The sequence below is a fragment of the Aeromonas finlandensis genome, from assembly GCF_000764645.1.
GTDB lineage: Bacteria > Pseudomonadota > Gammaproteobacteria > Enterobacterales > Aeromonadaceae > Aeromonas > Aeromonas finlandensis.
Genome location: NZ_JRGK01000276.1, coordinates 25,192 through 43,176, shown reverse-complemented (window position 1 = coordinate 43,176; position 17,985 = coordinate 25,192). Strand labels below are relative to the sequence as shown.

General features: G+C 57.2%; 15 protein-coding genes. 11 read left to right on the top strand and 4 right to left on the bottom strand.

Going from position 1 to position 17,985, the window contains the following annotated elements; all coding sequences use genetic code 11:
- Nucleotides 1-125: 125 nt before the first annotated feature.
- Nucleotides 126-2,792, bottom strand: a complete 2,667-nt coding sequence (gene adhE / locus LD28_RS0116365) for a bifunctional acetaldehyde-CoA/alcohol dehydrogenase (protein WP_033138003.1) — start codon at nt 2,790-2,792, stop codon at nt 126-128.
- A gap of 843 nt (nt 2,793-3,635) precedes the next feature.
- On the opposite strand from adhE, the gene LD28_RS0116360 reads away from it, so the two are divergent.
- From LD28_RS0116360 to LD28_RS0116330, 7 genes are all read left to right on the top strand, one after another.
- Complete coding sequence (locus LD28_RS0116360; RefSeq protein WP_033138002.1) at nt 3,636-4,271, top strand: YchE family NAAT transporter; 636 nt, start codon at nt 3,636-3,638, stop codon at nt 4,269-4,271.
- Nucleotides 4,272-4,550: 279 nt separating this feature from the next.
- Nucleotides 4,551-6,170, top strand: coding sequence for an ABC transporter substrate-binding protein (locus tag LD28_RS0116355; protein WP_033138001.1), 1,620 nt, complete (start codon nt 4,551-4,553; stop codon nt 6,168-6,170).
- Nucleotides 6,171-6,268: 98 nt separating this feature from the next.
- Complete coding sequence (gene oppB / locus LD28_RS0116350; protein WP_033138000.1) at nt 6,269-7,189, top strand: oligopeptide ABC transporter permease OppB; 921 nt, start codon at nt 6,269-6,271, stop codon at nt 7,187-7,189.
- 14 nt (nt 7,190-7,203) lie between these two features.
- The gene (oppC, locus tag LD28_RS0116345) at nt 7,204-8,115 is read left to right on the top strand and encodes an oligopeptide ABC transporter permease OppC (RefSeq protein WP_033137999.1); all 912 of its coding nucleotides are present in this window, start codon (nt 7,204-7,206) and stop codon (nt 8,113-8,115) included.
- A gap of 54 nt (nt 8,116-8,169) precedes the next feature.
- Complete coding sequence (gene oppD / locus LD28_RS0116340) at nt 8,170-9,150, top strand: ABC transporter ATP-binding protein (protein WP_033137998.1); 981 nt, start codon at nt 8,170-8,172, stop codon at nt 9,148-9,150.
- Entirely contained in the window at nt 9,151-10,146 is a 996-nt protein-coding gene (oppF, locus tag LD28_RS0116335) for a murein tripeptide/oligopeptide ABC transporter ATP binding protein OppF (protein WP_033137997.1), read from the top strand.
- 298 nt (nt 10,147-10,444) lie between these two features.
- Entirely contained in the window at nt 10,445-11,389 is a 945-nt protein-coding gene (locus tag LD28_RS0116330; RefSeq protein ID WP_033137996.1) for a TerC family protein, read from the top strand.
- A 68-nt stretch (nt 11,390-11,457) separates the two neighbouring features.
- Here the strand turns inward: LD28_RS0116330 and alr are convergent, their stop codons facing one another.
- Nucleotides 11,458-12,684 carry an alanine racemase gene (gene alr / locus LD28_RS0116325; RefSeq protein WP_033137995.1) on the bottom strand — a complete coding sequence of 409 codons (1,227 nt, stop codon included), beginning with the start codon at nt 12,682-12,684 and terminating at the stop codon, nt 11,458-11,460.
- Between the two features lie 169 nt (nt 12,685-12,853).
- On the opposite strand from alr, the gene LD28_RS0116320 reads away from it, so the two are divergent.
- On the top strand, nt 12,854-13,303 hold the full coding sequence (locus LD28_RS0116320; protein WP_033137994.1) for a methyltransferase family protein: 450 nt from the start codon (nt 12,854-12,856) through the stop codon (nt 13,301-13,303).
- Between the two features lie 92 nt (nt 13,304-13,395).
- On the opposite strand, the gene tapW is transcribed toward LD28_RS0116320, so the two are convergent.
- Entirely contained in the window at nt 13,396-14,535 is a 1,140-nt protein-coding gene (gene tapW, locus LD28_RS0116315; RefSeq protein ID WP_033137993.1) for a type IVa pilus ATPase TapW, read from the bottom strand.
- Between the two features lie 58 nt (nt 14,536-14,593).
- Complete coding sequence (locus tag LD28_RS0116310; RefSeq protein ID WP_033137992.1) at nt 14,594-14,950, bottom strand: DMT family protein; 357 nt, start codon at nt 14,948-14,950, stop codon at nt 14,594-14,596.
- A gap of 113 nt (nt 14,951-15,063) precedes the next feature.
- On the opposite strand from LD28_RS0116310, the gene LD28_RS0116305 reads away from it, so the two are divergent.
- The 3 genes from LD28_RS0116305 (at nt 15,064) to LD28_RS0116295 (ending at nt 17,752) form a co-directional block, all read left to right on the top strand.
- Complete coding sequence (locus LD28_RS0116305) at nt 15,064-15,795, top strand: substrate-binding periplasmic protein (protein WP_033137991.1); 732 nt, start codon at nt 15,064-15,066, stop codon at nt 15,793-15,795.
- 98 nt (nt 15,796-15,893) lie between these two features.
- Nucleotides 15,894-16,901, top strand: a complete 1,008-nt coding sequence (gene btuC / locus LD28_RS0116300) for a vitamin B12 ABC transporter permease BtuC (RefSeq protein ID WP_033137990.1) — start codon at nt 15,894-15,896, stop codon at nt 16,899-16,901.
- Nucleotides 16,902-16,954: 53 nt separating this feature from the next.
- Nucleotides 16,955-17,752, top strand: a complete 798-nt coding sequence (locus LD28_RS0116295) for an ATP-binding cassette domain-containing protein (protein WP_050514353.1) — start codon at nt 16,955-16,957, stop codon at nt 17,750-17,752.
- The last annotated feature ends 233 nt before the right edge of the window (nt 17,753-17,985 follow it).

The following is a 17,985-nucleotide window of genomic DNA, read 5'->3' as shown; positions in this document are numbered from 1 at the left end:
GTTGGTTGGTTGGTTGGTTGGTTGGTTGGTTGGTTGGTTGGTCGGGAGAGGAGGGGGGGAGTGATAAGTTGCAGATAAAAAAAAGCCCGCGCAGTGCGCGGGCTTGGTATCTCAGTCAGATGAGATTACTTGGATTTTTTCTTGCTTTCAGCTTTGGCTTCAACCGGGGCAGCTACAGGAGCAGCGGCGCCTTCGGTGAACGGACGGCCGTAGTAGGTGTCCATCAGGATGGCTTTCAGCTCGCTGATCAGCGGGTAGCGCGGGTTGGCGCCGGTGCACTGGTCATCAAAGGCTTCAATAGCCAGCTGGTCAACCTTGGCCAGGAAGTCAGCTTCAGACACGCCAGCTTCACGGATGGAAGCTGGGATGCCCAGAGTTGATTTCAGTTCGTCCAGCCAGGTCAGCAGCTTCTCGATCTTGGCGGCGGTACGGTCACCGGCAGCAGTCAGACCCAGGTGGTCAGCCACTTCGGCGTAACGACGGCGAGCTTGCGGACGGTCGTACTGGGAGAACGCAGTCTGCTTGGTCGGGTTGTCGTTGGCGTTGTAGCGGATCACGTTGCTGATCAGCAGGGCGTTGGCCAGACCGTGCGGAATGTGGAATTCAGCACCCAGTTTGTGAGCCATGGAGTGGCACACACCCAGGAAGGCGTTGGCAAACGCGATACCGGCGATGGTAGCAGCGTTGTGTACTTTCTCGCGAGCAACCGGGTCGTTGGCACCGTTCAGGTAGCTGGACGGCAGGTACTCTTTCAGCATTTTCAGGGCTTGCAGCGCCTGACCGTCGGAGTACTCGTTGGCCAGTACGGAAACGTAGGCTTCCATGGCGTGAGTCACGGCATCGATACCACCGAAGGCACACAGGGACTTCGGCATACCCATGACCAGGTTGGCATCAACGATAGCCATGTTCGGGGTCAGCTCGTAGTCAGCCAGCGGATACTTCTGACCAGTCACTTCATCGGTTACGACCGCAAACGGAGTCACTTCAGAGCCGGTACCGGAAGTGGTGGTGATACAGACCAGTTCGGCCTTCACGCCCATTTTCGGGAACTTGTAGATACGCTTGCGGATGTCCATGAAGCGCATGGCCAGATCTTCGAACGCAGTGTTCGGATGCTCGTACATCACCCACATGATCTTGGCAGCATCCATCGGTGAACCACCGCCCAGCGCCAGGATAACGTCCGGTTTGAAGGAGTTGGCCATCTCGGCACCCTTGCGAACGACAGCCAGGGTCGGATCAGCTTCTACTTCGTAGAACACTTCCACTTCCATATTCTGTGCTTTCAGCAGACGGACCAGCTCATCGGCGTAGCCGTTGTTGAACAGGAAGCGGTCGGTCACGATCATGGCACGCTTTTTACCTTCCAGGTCGCTCAGAGCGATCGGCAGGGAACCACGACGGAAGTAGATGGATTTCGGAAGTTTGTGCCACAGCATGTTTTCTGCCCGTTTTGCGACTGTCTTCTTGTTGATCAGGTGCTTCGGACCCACGTTCTCGGAGATAGAGTTACCACTCCAGGAACCGCAACCCAGGGTCAGGGACGGTGCCATTGCGAAGTTGTACAGGTCACCGATACCGCCTTGGGTAGACGGAGTGTTGATCAGGATACGCGCAGTCTTCATCTTGTCGCCGAAGTACTTGATGCGGTCAGCGTTGCGGTCCTGGTCGGTATAGAGACCTGAGGTGTGGCCGATACCACCGATGTTGACCATGTCACAGGCCATCTCAACGGCGTTTTCGAAGCTGCTTGCACGGAACATACCGAGCAGCGGGGACAATTTCTCGTGAGCAAACTCATCTTCTGCACACAGCTTGGCGCCTTCACCGATCAGGATCTTGGTATCAGCCGGTACAGTCACGCCTGCCATCTCGGCAATCTTGGTGGCTGGTTGGCCAACGATGTTGGCATTCAGGGCACCGTTGATCAGGATGACTTTACGTACCTTGTCAGCATCTTCTTTGGAGAGCACGTGGCCCTTGTGGGATGCAAAGCGCTCTTTAACCTGGTCGTAAATGGCATCAACAACGATGACGGCCTGCTCGGAAGCACAGACAACGCCGTTATCGAAAGTCTTGGACATCAGCACGGACGCAACAGCACGCTTCACGTCGGCGGTCTCGTCGATAACGATAGGCACGTTACCGGCACCCACACCGATAGCAGGCTTACCAGAAGAGTAGGCTGCTTTCACCATGCCCGGGCCACCGGTGGCCAGGATCAGGTTGATGTCTTCATGCTTCATCAGGGCGTTGGAGAGTTCAACAGACGGTTGGTCGATCCAGCCGATGATGTCTTTCGGTGCACCGGCGGCAACAGCTGCATCCAGTACCAGCTTGGCTGCGGTATTGGTGGAGTTCTTGGCACGGGGGTGCGGGGAGAAGATGATGGCGTTGCGGGTCTTGAGTGCGATCATGGATTTGAAGATCGCAGTAGAGGTCGGGTTGGTGGTCGGAACGATACCACAGATGATACCTACCGGCTCGGCGATGGTGATGGTGCCCATCTGAGAATCTTCGCTCAGAATGCCGCAGGTCTTCTCTTCTTTGTACTTGTTGTAGATGTATTCGGAGGCGAAGTGGTTCTTGATAACCTTGTCTTCGATGATACCCATACCGGACTCTTCCACGGCCATTTGGGCCAGGGGGATACGGGCGTTGTTGGCGGCCAGGGCGGCGGCACGGAAGATCTTGTCTACCTGCTCTTGTGAGAAGCTGGCGAATTCACGCTGGGCTTCTTTAACGCGGGCGACCAGTGCATCCAGTTCAGCCAAATTGGTTACTGCCATGTTTATCTCCTGATTATTTGAAAACTGTTTAGTAAGACGTTGGCAATGCCCGGCAATTATAGTCGCCCTGTCAAGACGGTATCGTTGCAACAGCTTTTTCACATGCCTTACTAAATCGCTTTCTGAGTCGATTATAGAGCGGGGCTGACTCAGAAAAACTTGATCTGGATCATGTGTAACAAAAGAACAAAAGAAATTTTATTTCACAATCCTTGTTTGACTGATGTTACCGGAATGTGCTTCCAAACGAAAGGCGAGATGTTTGTTAGAAGAAGGTAATAAACCACATTTATCAAATGGTTAATTGGCCGTATGGGCAGATTTACGGGGCTGTTTGAGTGGTAATGGTTAGCAAATATGAGTGAATTGGTTTCAGAATCACCGACAAGAGCACGTTATTCCAGCATTTGTTGCAAAAATGATTGTTGTTTTAATTCATGACTAATTCGATTTATGGCCCGAGAAGGCCATTTATGCCATATCCCCACTCTATTCTGGTGGTGGGGCATTGCTTCGGGTGGTGTGGCGGACATGCCAACTGCTCCCTCGATCTCGCGCCTGGCCGCGCATGATGGGTTCTCTGTCGGTGATCGTCAGCAATGATGACCGTGATGGCGCCCGAGTGTCCAACGCTCATGTGTCATAACGGTTGCCATGATTGAGGGCGGATTGGGATTTGGTACAGGTTTATGCCAGTCAGGGACGATGCATTAGATGAACTAACTAAAAACCCCTCAAAACAGTGAGATTATTTGATTGGTGCCCGCTCTGGCTATGAGGTAAATTTACGCACGAAATTACTGGACTGGCCCGGTGGGCCCGAAACTCTTTTGGAAGGCGCCTATGGCAGCAATTGACGTCTCGTTGTATCTGAAGTTTTTTGTCGGTTTGTTCGCAATCATCAACCCGCTCGGTTTGCTGCCTGTCTTTGTCAGCCTGACCAGCCACCATACCCAGGCCGAACGGATGAAGACCAACACTACCGCCAATATTGCGGTGATGGTGATCCTGCTGGTCTCCATGTATATGGGGCAGCTGATCCTCGATGGTTTTGGCATCTCACTGGCGTCGTTTCGCATCGCCGGTGGCTCGCTGATTACCCTGATCGCCTGGTCGATGCTGCAGGGCAAGTTGGGCGAGGTAAAGCACAACAAGCAGGAGAAAGGTGAGCTGGCGGTTCGCGAGTCCATCGCCGTGGTGCCGCTGGCGCTGCCACTGATGGCGGGCCCCGGTGCCATCTCCTCGGTCATCGTTTATGCCAGCCAGAGCCATTGGCAGCAACTGCTCGGCATGTCGGTGGTGGTGGTACTCTTCTCGTTCTGCTCCTGGCTTATCTTCCGTGCCGCGCCCTTGCTGTTCAAAATCATGGGCAATACCGGCATCAACGTGGTAACCCGTATCATGGGTCTTATCATGATGTCCCTCGGTATCGAGATCATGGTGGCAGGGATCAAGGGGGTTTTCCCCAGCCTGATGTGAGCCAGGTCTGTTTTATGAAAGCCGGTCCTCGTGACCGGCTTTTTATTGGTTGCTTTTTACCCGGTCTTTTCTAGAATCGGTCGTTTGTATAAAAAGCGAGCGTGACGGTGGTGTTTTCACATTGAAAAATGTCGCCAATGCTGATTATTTGACCAGAAAAGGCCGCTCTCCCTGATAATATCTGTTGCATTATCAGAATTGGCAGGGAATTATGCTGGGAGCGGGTTTCAACCCCGTCACTTTAAAAAACGCATGGAATGTTCTTGTTGGAGTAGGGAAATGACTCATAAAAAAACAATGATTAACACATTGCTGATGGCTGCACTGTTTGGTGGCGTCAACGTAGCACAGGCTGCTGATGTCCCGGCGGGAACCAAGCTGGCGGATGTCCAGCAATTGGTAAAAGGTAATGGCTCGGAGCCAGCAACCTTGGACCCGCAGAAAGTTGAAGGTACGCCTGAGTCTGCAATCTTGCGTGATCTGTTTGAAGGTCTCGTGACTTCCGGTTCGAAAGGGGAAGTTGTTCCGGGTGTCGCCGAATCTTGGGAAACCAAGGATAACAAACACTTCATCTTCCACCTGCGCAAAGATGCCAAGTGGTCCAACGGTGAGCCGGTCACCGCTCATGACTTTGTATTTGCCTTCCAACGTGCGGTGGATCCGAAAACCGCCTCTCCTTACTCCTGGTATCTGGAGATGCCGACCATCGCCAATGCCACAGAGATCATTGCCGGCAAGAAGCCGTCCGATACTCTGGGTGTGAAGGCGACTGATGATTACACCTTCGAAGTACAGCTTGAGAAGGCCATCCCTTATTTCGTCACCATGCTCTCTCACACCACTACCTACCCGGTGCCGAAGAAGGTGATCGAGAAGTATGGGGAAAAATGGACCCAGCCGGGCAATATGGTCGGTAATGGTGCCTACGTATTGAAGGAGTGGGTTGTTAATGAGCGCATTGGTTTGGAGCGCAACAAAAACTATTGGAATGATGCGAAAACGGTGATCAATAAGGTTACCTATCTTCCGATCCAATCTACCAACGCTGAGTTGAATCGCTTCCTGGCTGGCGAAGTCGACATGACATGGAACGTGCCAATCGAACGCTTCAAGCAACTCAAAAAAGATTATCCGGCTGATCTGAAAGTTGAAGGGCTTGTTTCGACTTATTACTACCAGTTCAACATCAAGAAGAAGCCGTTTGATGATGTCCGGGTACGGACAGCACTCTCTTATGCCGTCAATCGCGACGTGATTGCCGACAAGGTCATGGGTCAAGGGCAAAGGCCTGCATACGGATTGACCCCTGACTATGTTGATGGCTTCAAGCCGGTTGCCCCCGAGTGGTCAAAAATGACCCAGGCCGAGCGTGATGCCAAGGCCAAGGCGCTGCTGGAAGAGGCCGGTTTCGATGCCAGCAAGCCGCTGAAGTTTGAACTGCTCTACAACACTGATGACAACCACAAGAAAGTGGCTGTTGCTGTCGCTTCCATGTGGAAAAAACTGGGCGCAGAAGTCAGTTTGGTGAACCAGGAGTGGAAAACCTATCTGGAAACCAAAAAGCAGGGCCAGTTTGATGTGGGTCGTGCCGGCTGGAGTGCTGACTACAACGAAGCCTCTTCCATGCTGGATCTGATGCAGACTACCCATGGCAACAACGACGGCAAATACTCCAATTTGGCATTTGACAAGTTGATGACTGACTCCCGCGATCAGGTCGATGCAGAAGCACGCAACAAACTCTATGTTCAGGCCGAAGCCATTTTGGCCAAAGACATGCCGATTATCCCCATCTACCAATATGTTCAACCTCGGATGGTCAAATCTTACGTGGGTGGTTACCCGAGCAATCCGCTGGATAACCTCTACAGCAAAGATATGTACATCATTGCTCACTGATTTAAAGCAACAAGTCGCATAACAAGCAGGGCCCGCCAGACGGCGGGCCTTTATTACAACCGCGACCATTTGGAAGCAGTTCAGGACAGGTAATGTCTATGTTGAAATTCATTTTTAAACGGCTATTGGAAGCGATCCCGACTCTGCTGGTCTTGATCACCGTCTCTTTCTTCATGATGCGTTTCGCCCCGGGTAACCCCTTTAGCAGCGAGCGCACACTGCCCCCCGAGGTTATCGCCAACATCGAGGCCAAATACGGGCTCGACAAACCCATTGGCATGCAATATCTCACCTACCTGGGCAACCTGGTACAGGGGGATTTGGGGCCCTCTTTCAAATACAAGGATTTCACCGTCAATGATCTGGTGAGTCAGGCATTGCCTGTTTCCGCCAAGATCGGGACCTCGGCCTTCTTCTTCGCCGTGCTGCTGGGGGTCACTTTCGGCACCATAGCGGCCTTGAAACAGAACACCATCATCGACTATCTGCTGATGTCGTCGGCCATGGCCGGGGTAGTGATACCGGGCTTTGTGCTGGCGCCCTTGCTGGTACTCTTTTTCAGTATCCATCTGGGTTGGTTCCCGGCCGGTGGCTGGCAGGGGGGCGGCATCCAGTTTATGGTGCTGCCGGTGTTCGGCATGATGATGTACTACATCTCTGCCATCTCGCGGATCATGCGGGGCAGCATGATCGAGACCATGAACTCCAACTTCATCCGTACCGCCCGTGCCAAGGGCTTGCCGCTGCGCCACATCATCCTGAAACACGCGCTGCGTCCGGCTATGCTGCCGGTGGTCTCCTATCTGGGCCCGGCCTTTGTCGGCATCATCACGGGTTCCGTGGTGATCGAGACCATCTTCGGTCTGCCGGGGATCGGCCAGCTGTTCGTCAACGGTGCCCTTAACCGTGATTACTCCATGGTGCTCGGTCTGACCATTCTGGTCGGCGCCCTGACCATCACCTTTAACGCTGTGGTCGATATTCTCTACGCCTTTATCGATCCCAAGATCCGTTACTAATTCGGGAGTTCATCATGGTTGTTTCAACTGAAAAACGCGATGCCGTCGAGGCGTTCGCGCAAAAAGTGGAAGTGGTGGAGGGTCGCTCCCTGTGGAAGGATGCCCGTCGCCGTTTCCTGCGCAACAAGGCTGCACTGACCAGCCTGATCATTCTGACCATCATCGGTCTGGCGGTCATTGTCGGCCCCCATCTGTCCCAATACACCTTTGACGATCCGGACTGGGGTGCCATGCAGTCGCCGCCGGATATGGAAGCGGGTCACTACTTCGGTACTGACAGTCTGGGGCGCGATCTGTTCGTGCGCACCCTGTTGGGCGGCCGTATCTCGCTGATGGTCGGCATCATGGGTGCTATGGTGGCGGTCATCATCGGTACCCTCTATGGCGCAGCCTCCGGCTTTATCGGCGGGCGGGTCGACAGCCTGATGATGCGGGTACTGGAGATCCTCAACGCCTTCCCCTTCATGTTTTTCGTCATCATGCTGGTCACCTTCTTTGGCCGTAATCTGGCGCTCATCTTTATCGCCATCGGGGCGGTGAGCTGGCTCGACATGGCGCGTATCGTGCGCGGCCAGACCCTGAGCCTCAAGAGCAAGGAGTTTATCGAGGCGGCCCACGTCTGTGGCGTCTCCAAGTGGAAGATCATTACTCGTCACATCGTACCGAACGTACTCGGTATCGTGGCCGTCTACGCCACCTTGCTGGTGCCGGGCATGATCATGTTTGAATCCTTCTTGAGTTTCCTGGGCCTTGGGGTTCAGGAACCGATGACCAGCTGGGGTGCCCTGCTGGATGAAGGCTCCAAGTCGATGGAAGTGGCCATCTGGCAACTGCTGTTCCCCGCCTGCTTTATGGTGGTGACCCTGTTTTGCTTCAACTTCCTCGGGGATGGTCTGCGTGACGCCCTCGATCCGAAAGATCGTTAATCGAGCATCGGATCGACAGAAAAGCATCACACAAGATCGATAAGGAGTTTTTATATGAAGTTACTGGATGTGAAAGATCTGCGGGTCGAGTTCAAGACCCCGGACGGCAATGTGGTGGCGGTCAACGACCTCAACTTCTCCCTCGCTGCGGGCGAGACCCTGGGGATCGTGGGTGAATCCGGCTCCGGCAAGTCCCAGACTGCCTTTGCCATCATGGGCCTGCTGGCCAAAAACGGCATTATTACGGGCTCTGCCAAGTTTCAGGGGGAGGAGATCCTCAACCTGCCGGAGTCCAAGCTCAACAAGATCCGCTCCGAGAAGATCGCCATGATCTTCCAGGATCCCATGACCTCGCTGAACCCCTACATGAAGGTGAAGGATCAGCTGATGGAAGTGCTGATGCTGCACAAAGGGGTGAGCAAGGCGGAAGCGTTCGAAGAGTCGGTGCGGATGCTCGATGCGGTGAAGATCCCCGAAGCGCGCAAGCGGATGGGGATGTATCCCCACGAGTTCTCCGGCGGCATGCGTCAGCGGGTAATGATCGCCATGGCGCTGCTCTGTCGGCCGCAACTGCTGATCGCCGATGAGCCGACCACCGCGCTCGACGTGACCGTGCAGGCCCAGATCATGACCCTGATGAACGAGCTCAAACGCGAGTTCAACACCGCCATCATCATGATCACCCACGACCTTGGCGTGGTCGCCGGTATCTGCAACAAGGTGCTGGTGATGTATGCCGGTCGTACCATGGAGTACGGCAAGGTAGACGATATCTTCTATCGCCCGAGTCACCCCTATACCGAAGGCTTGCTGCGCGCCATTCCCCGTCTCGATACCGAAGGGGAAGTGCTGCCCACCATCCCGGGTAATCCGCCCAACCTGCTGCGTCTGCCGACCGGCTGCCCCTTCCAGGAGCGTTGCCACCGGGTCAGCGAGATTTGCGGCCAGCAATCACCGATCCTCACGCCGTTCAACGACGGCCGCGAGCGGGCTTGCCACTGGGTTTCGGATGCCATCAACAAGGGGGCCAACTAAATGGGTGCCGACAAAAAATTGCTGTTGGAAGTGTCTGACCTCAAGGTCCACTTCAGTATCAAGAGTGGCAAGGCGTGGCCCTGGGCCAAGCCGTCTGACCTCAAGGCGGTCGACGGTGTGACCATGCGTCTCTACGAAGGGGAGACCCTCGGCGTGGTGGGGGAGTCCGGCTGCGGCAAATCGACCTTTGCCCGTGCCATCATCGGTCTGGTACCGGCCACCGATGGCAAGGTGGTGTGGCTCGGCGACGACCTTACCAAGCTTGACCAGAATGCCCTGCGGGAGAAGCGCAAAGAGATCCAGATGATCTTCCAGGACCCGCTGGCCTCTTTGAACCCGCGCATGACCATCGGCGACATCATCGCCGAGCCGCTCATCACCTTCTATCCCAACCTGCCACGGGAAGAGGTGAAGGAGAAGGTGCGCGCCATGATGAGCAAGGTGGGGCTCTTGCCCAACCTGGTCAACCGCTATCCTCACGAGTTTTCCGGTGGCCAGTGCCAGCGGATCGGGATTGCCCGGGCGCTGATCCTCGAGCCCAAGATGATCATCTGCGACGAGCCGGTGTCGGCGCTGGATGTCTCCATTCAGGCGCAGGTGGTTAACCTGCTCAAAGCCCTGCAAAAGGAGATGGGGCTGTCGCTCATCTTCATCGCCCACGATCTGTCGGTGGTCAAGCATATCTCCGATCGGGTGCTGGTGATGTATCTGGGCAACGCCGTGGAGCTGGGGACCCGCAAGGAGATCTTCGCCAACCCGTTGCACCCCTACACCAAGGCGCTGATGTCAGCGGTGCCGATCCCGGACCCGGAGCTGGAGCGCAACAAGGTGATCCAGATCCTGGAGGGGGACTTGCCCTCACCGATGAATCCGCCGTCCGGTTGCGTGTTCCGCACCCGCTGCCCGGTGGCAGGCCCCGAGTGTGCCAAGACCCGGCCCCAGTTGGAAGGCAACTTCGATCACGCGGTCTCCTGCCTCAAGGTCGACCCGCTCTGATGGCGATGTGTTGAATGGATTTACGGGGTGTCCAGGTGGCACCCCGATTAATTTTGGCCACAGATGAAGATGTCTCTTGGCGTTATCTTTTTCCGCTGTTAATATCCGCGCAACAAGGGGAGTAACTTCTCGCCGGTTTGTCGTCATTACGGTGCATCCATTGAGGTGTACCCGGCAGCCGGGCAGCTGATGCAAATCAGCTGTAAGTGAGACCTTGCCGAGAGGCAAGGTGTATCTGCTCTAAACGCAAACCCACGCCTCTCGGACGTGGGTTTTGTCGTTTTTGGGAGAAGTGAATATGGGTGAATGGTGGATGTGGACCGGTTTCTTCAGCATAGTGCTGGTCCTGTTATGGATAGACATACGCTTTGTCGGTGGCGGCAAGTCACACAAGGTATCTCTCAAAGAGGCGGGTGTCTGGTCCCTCATCTGGATCAGTGTGGCCCTGCTCTTCAACCTGGCTATCTGGCTCTGGCTGGATCACAGCGCTGGCCGTGAAATTGCCAACCAGAAGGGGTTGGAGTTCCTCACCGGCTACCTCATCGAGAAAGCGCTGGCGGTGGACAACGTCTTCGTCTGGCTGATGCTGTTTGGCTACTTTGCCATTCCGGCCGAGCTGCAGCGTCGGGTGCTGCTCTACGGGGTACTGGGTGCCATCGTGATGCGTGCCGGTATGGTGTTCGCGGGTAGCTGGCTCATCGAGCAGTTCCACTGGATCCTCTACCTGTTTGGCGCCTTCTTGCTGCTGACCGGTGCCAAGATGCTGTGGGCGGCCGACAAGGAGCCAGACCTCGCCAACAACCCGCTGCTGGGCTGGATGCGCCGTCGCTTCAAGGTGACCGAGACCCTGGAAGGGGAGAACTTCTTCGTCTGGCGTGACGGTGTGCGCTATGCCACCCCGCTGCTGCTCATTCTGGTGCTGGTGGAGGTGAGCGATCTCATCTTCGCGGTGGACAGTATCCCGGCCATCTTTGCGGTGACCACGGATCCCTTCATCGTGCTGACCTCCAACATCTTCGCCATCATGGGTCTGCGCGCCATGTACTTCCTGCTGGCTGGGGTGGCTGATCGCTTCGCCCTGCTGAAGTATGGTCTGGCGCTGATCCTGATGTTTATCGGGGTCAAGATGCTGCTGCTGGATATCTTCAAGATCCCGACCGGCATCGCATTGGGCGTCGTCGCGCTGATCCTGCTGGCCTCTATGGGGCTGAGTCTGTTTGTGACCCGTAAAAAAGCCGCTTAAACGCAACATCATTTAATACCAAACAACAAGGGCTCCCGCGGGAGCCCTTTTTCATAGCAGAGATTTGCTTAGCGCTTGATCTTCTTGGGATTGGTGTAGCCCCAGATGGTGTACATATCCGCCAGCAGGGCGCCGTTGTACTCCTCCAGATCGGCCTGCTTCACCTCGGCCTCACCCTGACGGCCAAACAGCACCACCTCGTCACCGGGTTTCACCCCTTTAAGGTCGGTCACGTCCACCATGATGGTGTTCATGGAGGTCTTGCCGACCACCGGCACCTTCTGACCCTGGATCAGCACATAAGCCTTGTTGCTCAGCGCCCGGCGGTAGCCATCGGAGTAACCGAGCGGCAGGTTGGCGAGCCAGGAGTCACGCTTGAGGGTAAAGGTGCGGTCATAACCGACGGTGTTGCCCGCCGGATAGTGGTTGACCGAGGCGACCTGGGTCTTGAACGCCATTACCCGCTTGTATTCGGTGTAGGAGGGGATGGAGTCGCCGTAGAGCAGGCCGCCCGGGCGCACCATGTCGAAGTAGGCGTCCGGCACTTCCAGGGTGGCGAAGGAGTTGGCGGCGTGGATGGTGATCTTGCTGCGATCCAGCTTGCCCGCTTCCAGCAGCCACTGGGAGTCCAGCTTGAACTGGGCCAGCCCCATCTTGACGTCCTCTTTCTCCTCAACCGGGAAGTGGGTCATGATGCCGACCGGTGTGATCCCCTTGAGCTTGAGCATGGCCAGCGCATCCTGCTTGGAATCGGCCAGCCGCAGGTCGATGCCGTTACGGCTCATGCCGGCGGAGTTGAGGGCGATATGCACCGGGATGTTGGTATGGTGGCGCTGGGCAATATCGGCGATGCCCCGGGCACTCACCAGACTGCCGATCAGCTCTTCCATCTTGTAGGGCAGGGCCTGCTCCACCTCATCCGGCGTGGCGGCCCGTACCCGCATCAGACGGCCGGTAAAGCCTTTCTCGCGGGCAACCCGCGCCTCTTCGTTGCTGGCGATGCCGATGCAGGGAATGTTGGCCTTGACCACGGAGGGGACCAGCAGATCGATGCCATGACCGTAGGCGTCGGCCTTCATGATGGCGCAGATCTGCGGACCCTTGTCACCGAGGCGATCCTTGAGGGTCTGGATATTGTGTTCAAAGGCACCGAGATCAACTTCCAGCCAGGCATTGCTGGCGGTCTGCTCCTGACCGTTGCGATGGTCCGTCGCAAGGGGCAGGTAGGGGGCTGCAACGGCTTGGCCTGCGAGCAGGCCGAAGATCAGGGTAGCCAGCAGAGTTTTCTTGTGCATGGAGATTCCTTTCGGTTATTGGCATGGGATAGTTTGTAGTATATCGGCCACATCGGCTGTGGATTAATTATAAACTATTGTTATTATTTTGGTTTTTCAACTTTTTGGCGCTTTCCCGGTGCGGCTCTGCCGCAACAGGGCGTCGGCCGACACTTGTCAGGGGCAGAAAATGGTCAATCTGGAGTTGCGTGTACCGCCACCGCTGATCTTCATGCTGTGTGCCGGTAGCATGTGGTGGTTGAGGGGGACGGGTGAGCTTGGGGGGTGGGCAATAGTGCTGCTTGCCGTACTGATCCTGGTGGGGGCCATCATGGGCTTTGGCGCCTTGCTCCGTTTTCGCCGCCATCAGACCACGGTCAGCCCGACCCGTCCACACCATACCCGCCATCTGGTGACCGGCGGCGTCTATCGCGTCAGCCGTAATCCCATGTATCTGGGGCTGCTCTGCTGGCTGGCTGCCTGGGGTTGTTATCTGGGGGGAGTGTGGGTCTGGGCTGGGCCGATTGTGCTGGTGGCCTGGTTGACCCGTTTCCAGATCTTGCCGGAGGAGCGGCTGCTGCGGGCCCGTTTTGGCGAGGAGTACGCCCGCTACTGTCAGCAGGTTCGCCGCTGGTGCTGAAGGCACAGTAAGCTGCGCGGGTTGATAAGCTGGATCGGCAGAGCAAGAGACGCAGAACCCCGAGCTGGCTCGGGGTTCTCGATAGTGGCAGGTTAGAAGAGATCGCCCTTCTCGTCCTTGGTGGGTTCGAGGCTCCAGCCGGTGGCATCGCTGCTGCTGGCAATCTGCCCCTTCTCTTTCCACAGCTTGATCTTGAGGCGCAGGTTGTTGGCCGAGTCGGCGTTCTTCACTGCTTCTTCCTCTTCGATCACCCCTTCCACCACCAGATCAAACAGGGCGCTGTCGAAGGTGACCATGCCGAGGGCTTTGGATTTCTCCATCACCTCTTTGAGACCACCAAATTCGCCGCGTTTGATCATGTCGCGGATGGTGTGGGTGCCGAGCATGATCTCCACCGCCGCGCGGCGACCGCCATCGGTGGTTTTTACCAGCCGCTGGGAGACAAACGCCTTGAGGTTGTTGCCCAGATCGTTGAGCAGTTGCGGACGGCGCTCTTCCGGGAAGAAGTTGATGATGCGATCCAGCGCCTGGTTGGCGTTGTTGGCGTGCAGGGTGGAGATGGCGAGGTGGCCGGTTTCGGAGAAGGCCAGCGCATGCTCCATGGTTTCGCGATCGCGGATCTCGCCGATAAGGATGACGTCCGGCGCCTGACGCAGGGTGTTTTTCAGGGCGGCGTGGAAGCTGCGGGTATCGACCCCCACCTCCCGCTGATTGATGATGCTCTTGCGGTGGCGATGGACGAACTCCACCGGATCCTCGATGGTGATGATGTGGCCGCCGCTGTTGCGGTTGCGGTGGTCGATAAGCGCCGCCAGCGAGGTGGATTTACCCGAGCCGGTGCCGCCGACAAACAGCACCAGACCCCGTTTCTCCATGATGGTGTCGAGCAACACCGGCGGGAGCTTGAGATCTTCAAAACGGGGGATTTCTGTCTTGATGTTGCGGGCCACCAGCGACACTTCGTTGCGCTGCTTGAAGATGTTGACCCGAAAGCGGCCGACCTGGGGCAGGGAGATGGCGAGGTTCATCTCCAGATCTTTTTCGAACTGCTGCTTCTGCTCGCCATCCATGATCTCGGCGGCGATCCGCGCCACTTCCCCCGGCTCCAGCGGTGTTTCGTTGAGGGGGCGCAGGCCGCCGTTGAACTTGGCGCAGGGGGGGGCGCCGGTCGACAGATAGAGGTCTGAGCCATCCTGCTTGGCCAGGATCTGTAACATGTCTCGCAATTCCATTTTTTTGCCTCGTCGATCAATGAGATGCCATGAGCGGGATGATATTGAGTGTACAGTGTCAGGCGCCGGTCAGTTTCTCGCGAAAGACAAAAAAGACCGCACCGAGAATACAGAGCCCTGCCCAGAGGTAGTCCCATTTCAGATCTTCTTTGAGATAGAAGATAGAGAAGGGGACGAATACGGTGAGGGTGATCACTTCTTGCAAGATTTTCAGCTGCCCCACGCTCAGCACAGTGTGGCCGATGCGGTTGGCGGGCACTTGCAGCAGGTATTCGAACAGGGCGATCCCCCAGCTCACCAGCGCGGCAATGATCCAGGGTTTGTGGTTCATGCTTTTGAGGTGGGCGTACCAGGCGAAGGTCATAAAGACGTTGCTGCAAAGCAGCAGACCGATACTGGCGAAAATCGGGTTCATAGGGTTCTCCTTGAAAATCCGGCGCATTTTATCCCTGAACCACGGGTTTTCATACGTGGTGCGGGAGGGTATTTTTAACCAACGGGATCAGGCCGTGCGAGGTATGCGACGGGATGGGCAAGTCAAGCGGGATAGTGTTGTTACTGTTATTTGCCATGCCGGTGTGGGCGACCCCGACGCTGACCGTGGCCACCGATCTCTGGCCGCCGTTTCGCATTTTGCAGCCGGATGGTCAGCTGCAGGGGATCGATATCGAGATCCTGTACCGGTTGCAACAGGCGAGCGGCATTGAGTTGCAAGTGCGGCGGATGCCGTGGGGCAGGGCGCTCAAGCAGATGCAGACCGGTCAGGTCGATCTGATGATTGGGCTCGCCTATACCGCCGAGCGGGCGCAGTTCATCGACTATCTGCAGCCTGCCTACTACCAGTGCTGGCCAGCTTTTTATGGTCAGCCGGCCAATGTGGCCCGGATCCACCAATACCGCGATCTGCAAGGGGTGAAGGTGGGCTATGTGCTCAACTCCGCTTACTTTGAGCCCTTCAACTCTGACCGTCACCTCGACAAGCATGGGGTACCCACCGAGGAGCAGTTGCTGCGCATGGTGCAGCGCGGTCACCTGCCGCTGATGATCGGTTCCGATTGCCAGGTGGACTATGCCCTGAGTCAAAGGAGTGGGAACCGGGTACACAAGGCGGACTATCGCCCTGACACGCCGGTGACCCTCTATCTGGGGATGAGCAAGCACTCACCCCACCAGTCGTTGCGCCAACCCTTGCTGGTAGCGCTGCAAAATCTGGTGGCCAGCGGCGAGATAAGCGGGATGGCCAAGCGTTACCAGCCTTGACCTTGGGTGGCAAGCCGCTGTTATCATGCCCCTTTCCTGCTTCCCCCGGCGCTGCGACAGGGCTGGGGACGAAGCCTAGTTATTGTCGGGGATCATCCTTGTACCTCTCCCTTATCGCCCGCCAGCGGCGCTGGCAGCGACGCTGGCTCTCTGGCCTGACGTTGCTGACGCTGCTGCTGTTTCTCTTCTCCCTCGTCTGGGGGGAGTTTGTGCTGCTGCCCTGGCAGCCCCTTGGCGATCTCGAACAGCGCATCCTGCTGGAACTGCGTCTGCCGCGTGCCTTGCTGGCCCTCTTGGCTGGCGCAGCCCTTGCCTGTGGTGGCGCCGTATTGCAGGTGATGCTGCACAATCCGGTGGCGGAGCCCGGGCTGCTTGGTGTCTCGAGCGGAGCGGGGCTGGCTGCCATGGTGGCGATGGCGGTGGCCAAATCCCTCGGCCTCTATCTGCCCGGTTGGGGGCTGTCGCTGGCAGCCTTCGGTGGTGCGTTGCTGGTGACCATGCTGCTCATTCGGCTGGCTCGCCGCGCGCGTCTCGGCCATGCCCGCTTGCTGCTGTTTGGCGTCGCCATCGGGATTCTCACCAATGCCGCCATGACCTGGCTGATGTACTTTGCCGACGACGGTTCCTTGCGTGAATTCATGTTCTGGATGATGGGCAGCCTCTCTTACGGCAGCCAGCAGTTCGCCTGGTGGTGGTTGGTGCTGCCGCTCACCCTGGGCTGGCTCTGCTGGCAGGGCAAGGCGCTGCAACAACTGTTGCTGGGGGAGACCCAGGCCCGCCTGATGGGAATGGATGTGGACAAGATGTGGGTGCGGCTGGTGCTGGCGGTCTGCCTGCTCACCGGTATCGCAGTGTCGCTGTGTGGCGTGATCGGCTTTGTCGGGCTGGTGGTGCCCCATCTGCTGCGGCTCTGTGGCGGCAGCGATCAGCGCTTCCTGCTGCCTGCGTCGGCACTCGGCGGCGGGGCCCTGCTGCTGGCGGCCGATCTGGTTGCCCGCTCAGCGTTAAGTGCCGGTGAGCTGCCTATCGGGGTGATTACCGCCTCGGTGGGGGCACCGCTCTTTATCTATCTGCTATTGAGGCAAACAGCTGATGGCTCTGCATGATTTGGTCGGGTCGCGCACTCTCCTTATTTACCCGTTGTTGAGGCAAGATGCCGATGTCGCCCGTTGATCCCATCTCTGTCGCTTCTCTTGCTGCTGCGCCGCTGCTGGAGGCGCGTGCACTCGCGATTGCCGGACGGCTCTCTCCCCTCTATATCCGCTGGCATGGCGGCCAGCTGGTGGCGCTGCTCGGCCCCAATGGCAGCGGCAAGTCGACCCTGCTCGGCGCGCTGGCGGGGATCTTGCCCGCCGAGGGCTCTGTGCTGCTGGGGGGGGAAGTGCTCACTGACCTGAGTTGGCCCGAGCTTGCCAAACGGCGCGCCATGCTGCCCCAACGCCAGCCCCAGCTGTTCCATATTCCGGTGTTTCAGGTGTTGAGCCTGGGGCTCGAACAGGGGGTTGAGCCCGCCACACAGAACGAGGCGATCAGGGCGCTGTGCGAGGCGCTGGAGCTGGATGCTTTGCTGGCCCGCGACTTCAGTCGGCTGTCGGGGGGCGAGCAGCAGCGGGTACTGATTGCCCGCACCTTGCTGCAGGTGTGGCCGAGCCTCAATCCGACCGGCAAGGTGCTGCTGCTGGATGAACCGCTGGCGGGGCTCGACCTGCATCATCAGCTGGCGCTGTTGCGTTTGCTGAAAAAACTGGCCGGTCAGGGGTTGTTGGTGGTGCTCGCTATCCACGATATCAATCTGGCCATCGACTGGGCCGACCGCATTCTCTGCCTGCAACAGGGGGCGGTGGTGCGCGAAGGGGGCGTCGAGTTGGTGGATGAGGCGCTGCTGGAGCAGGTGTTCCAGATCCGCACCGAGCGCATCGAAGCGGCAGGGCGGGTCTGGTTTATGCCCACGCTGTGAGTGACAGAGGCGCCGACAAGGGCGCCTCTGTTGTTGATCTTCTCTGTTTGCCTGCACAGCCCTGTTGCATGGCCTCCCTGCTTCACGATTTCCCACCTTATGCCGGTTGCCAATTCATCCCCTTGATCGGAGGGGGTTCTCTGCCTGAACGTTGTGACCAAGCGTGAGCTGCCAGAGTGGTCAATCGCTCGGTATAAGTAAAAGTGGGGTCATGTAGGGAAAATCCATAAATT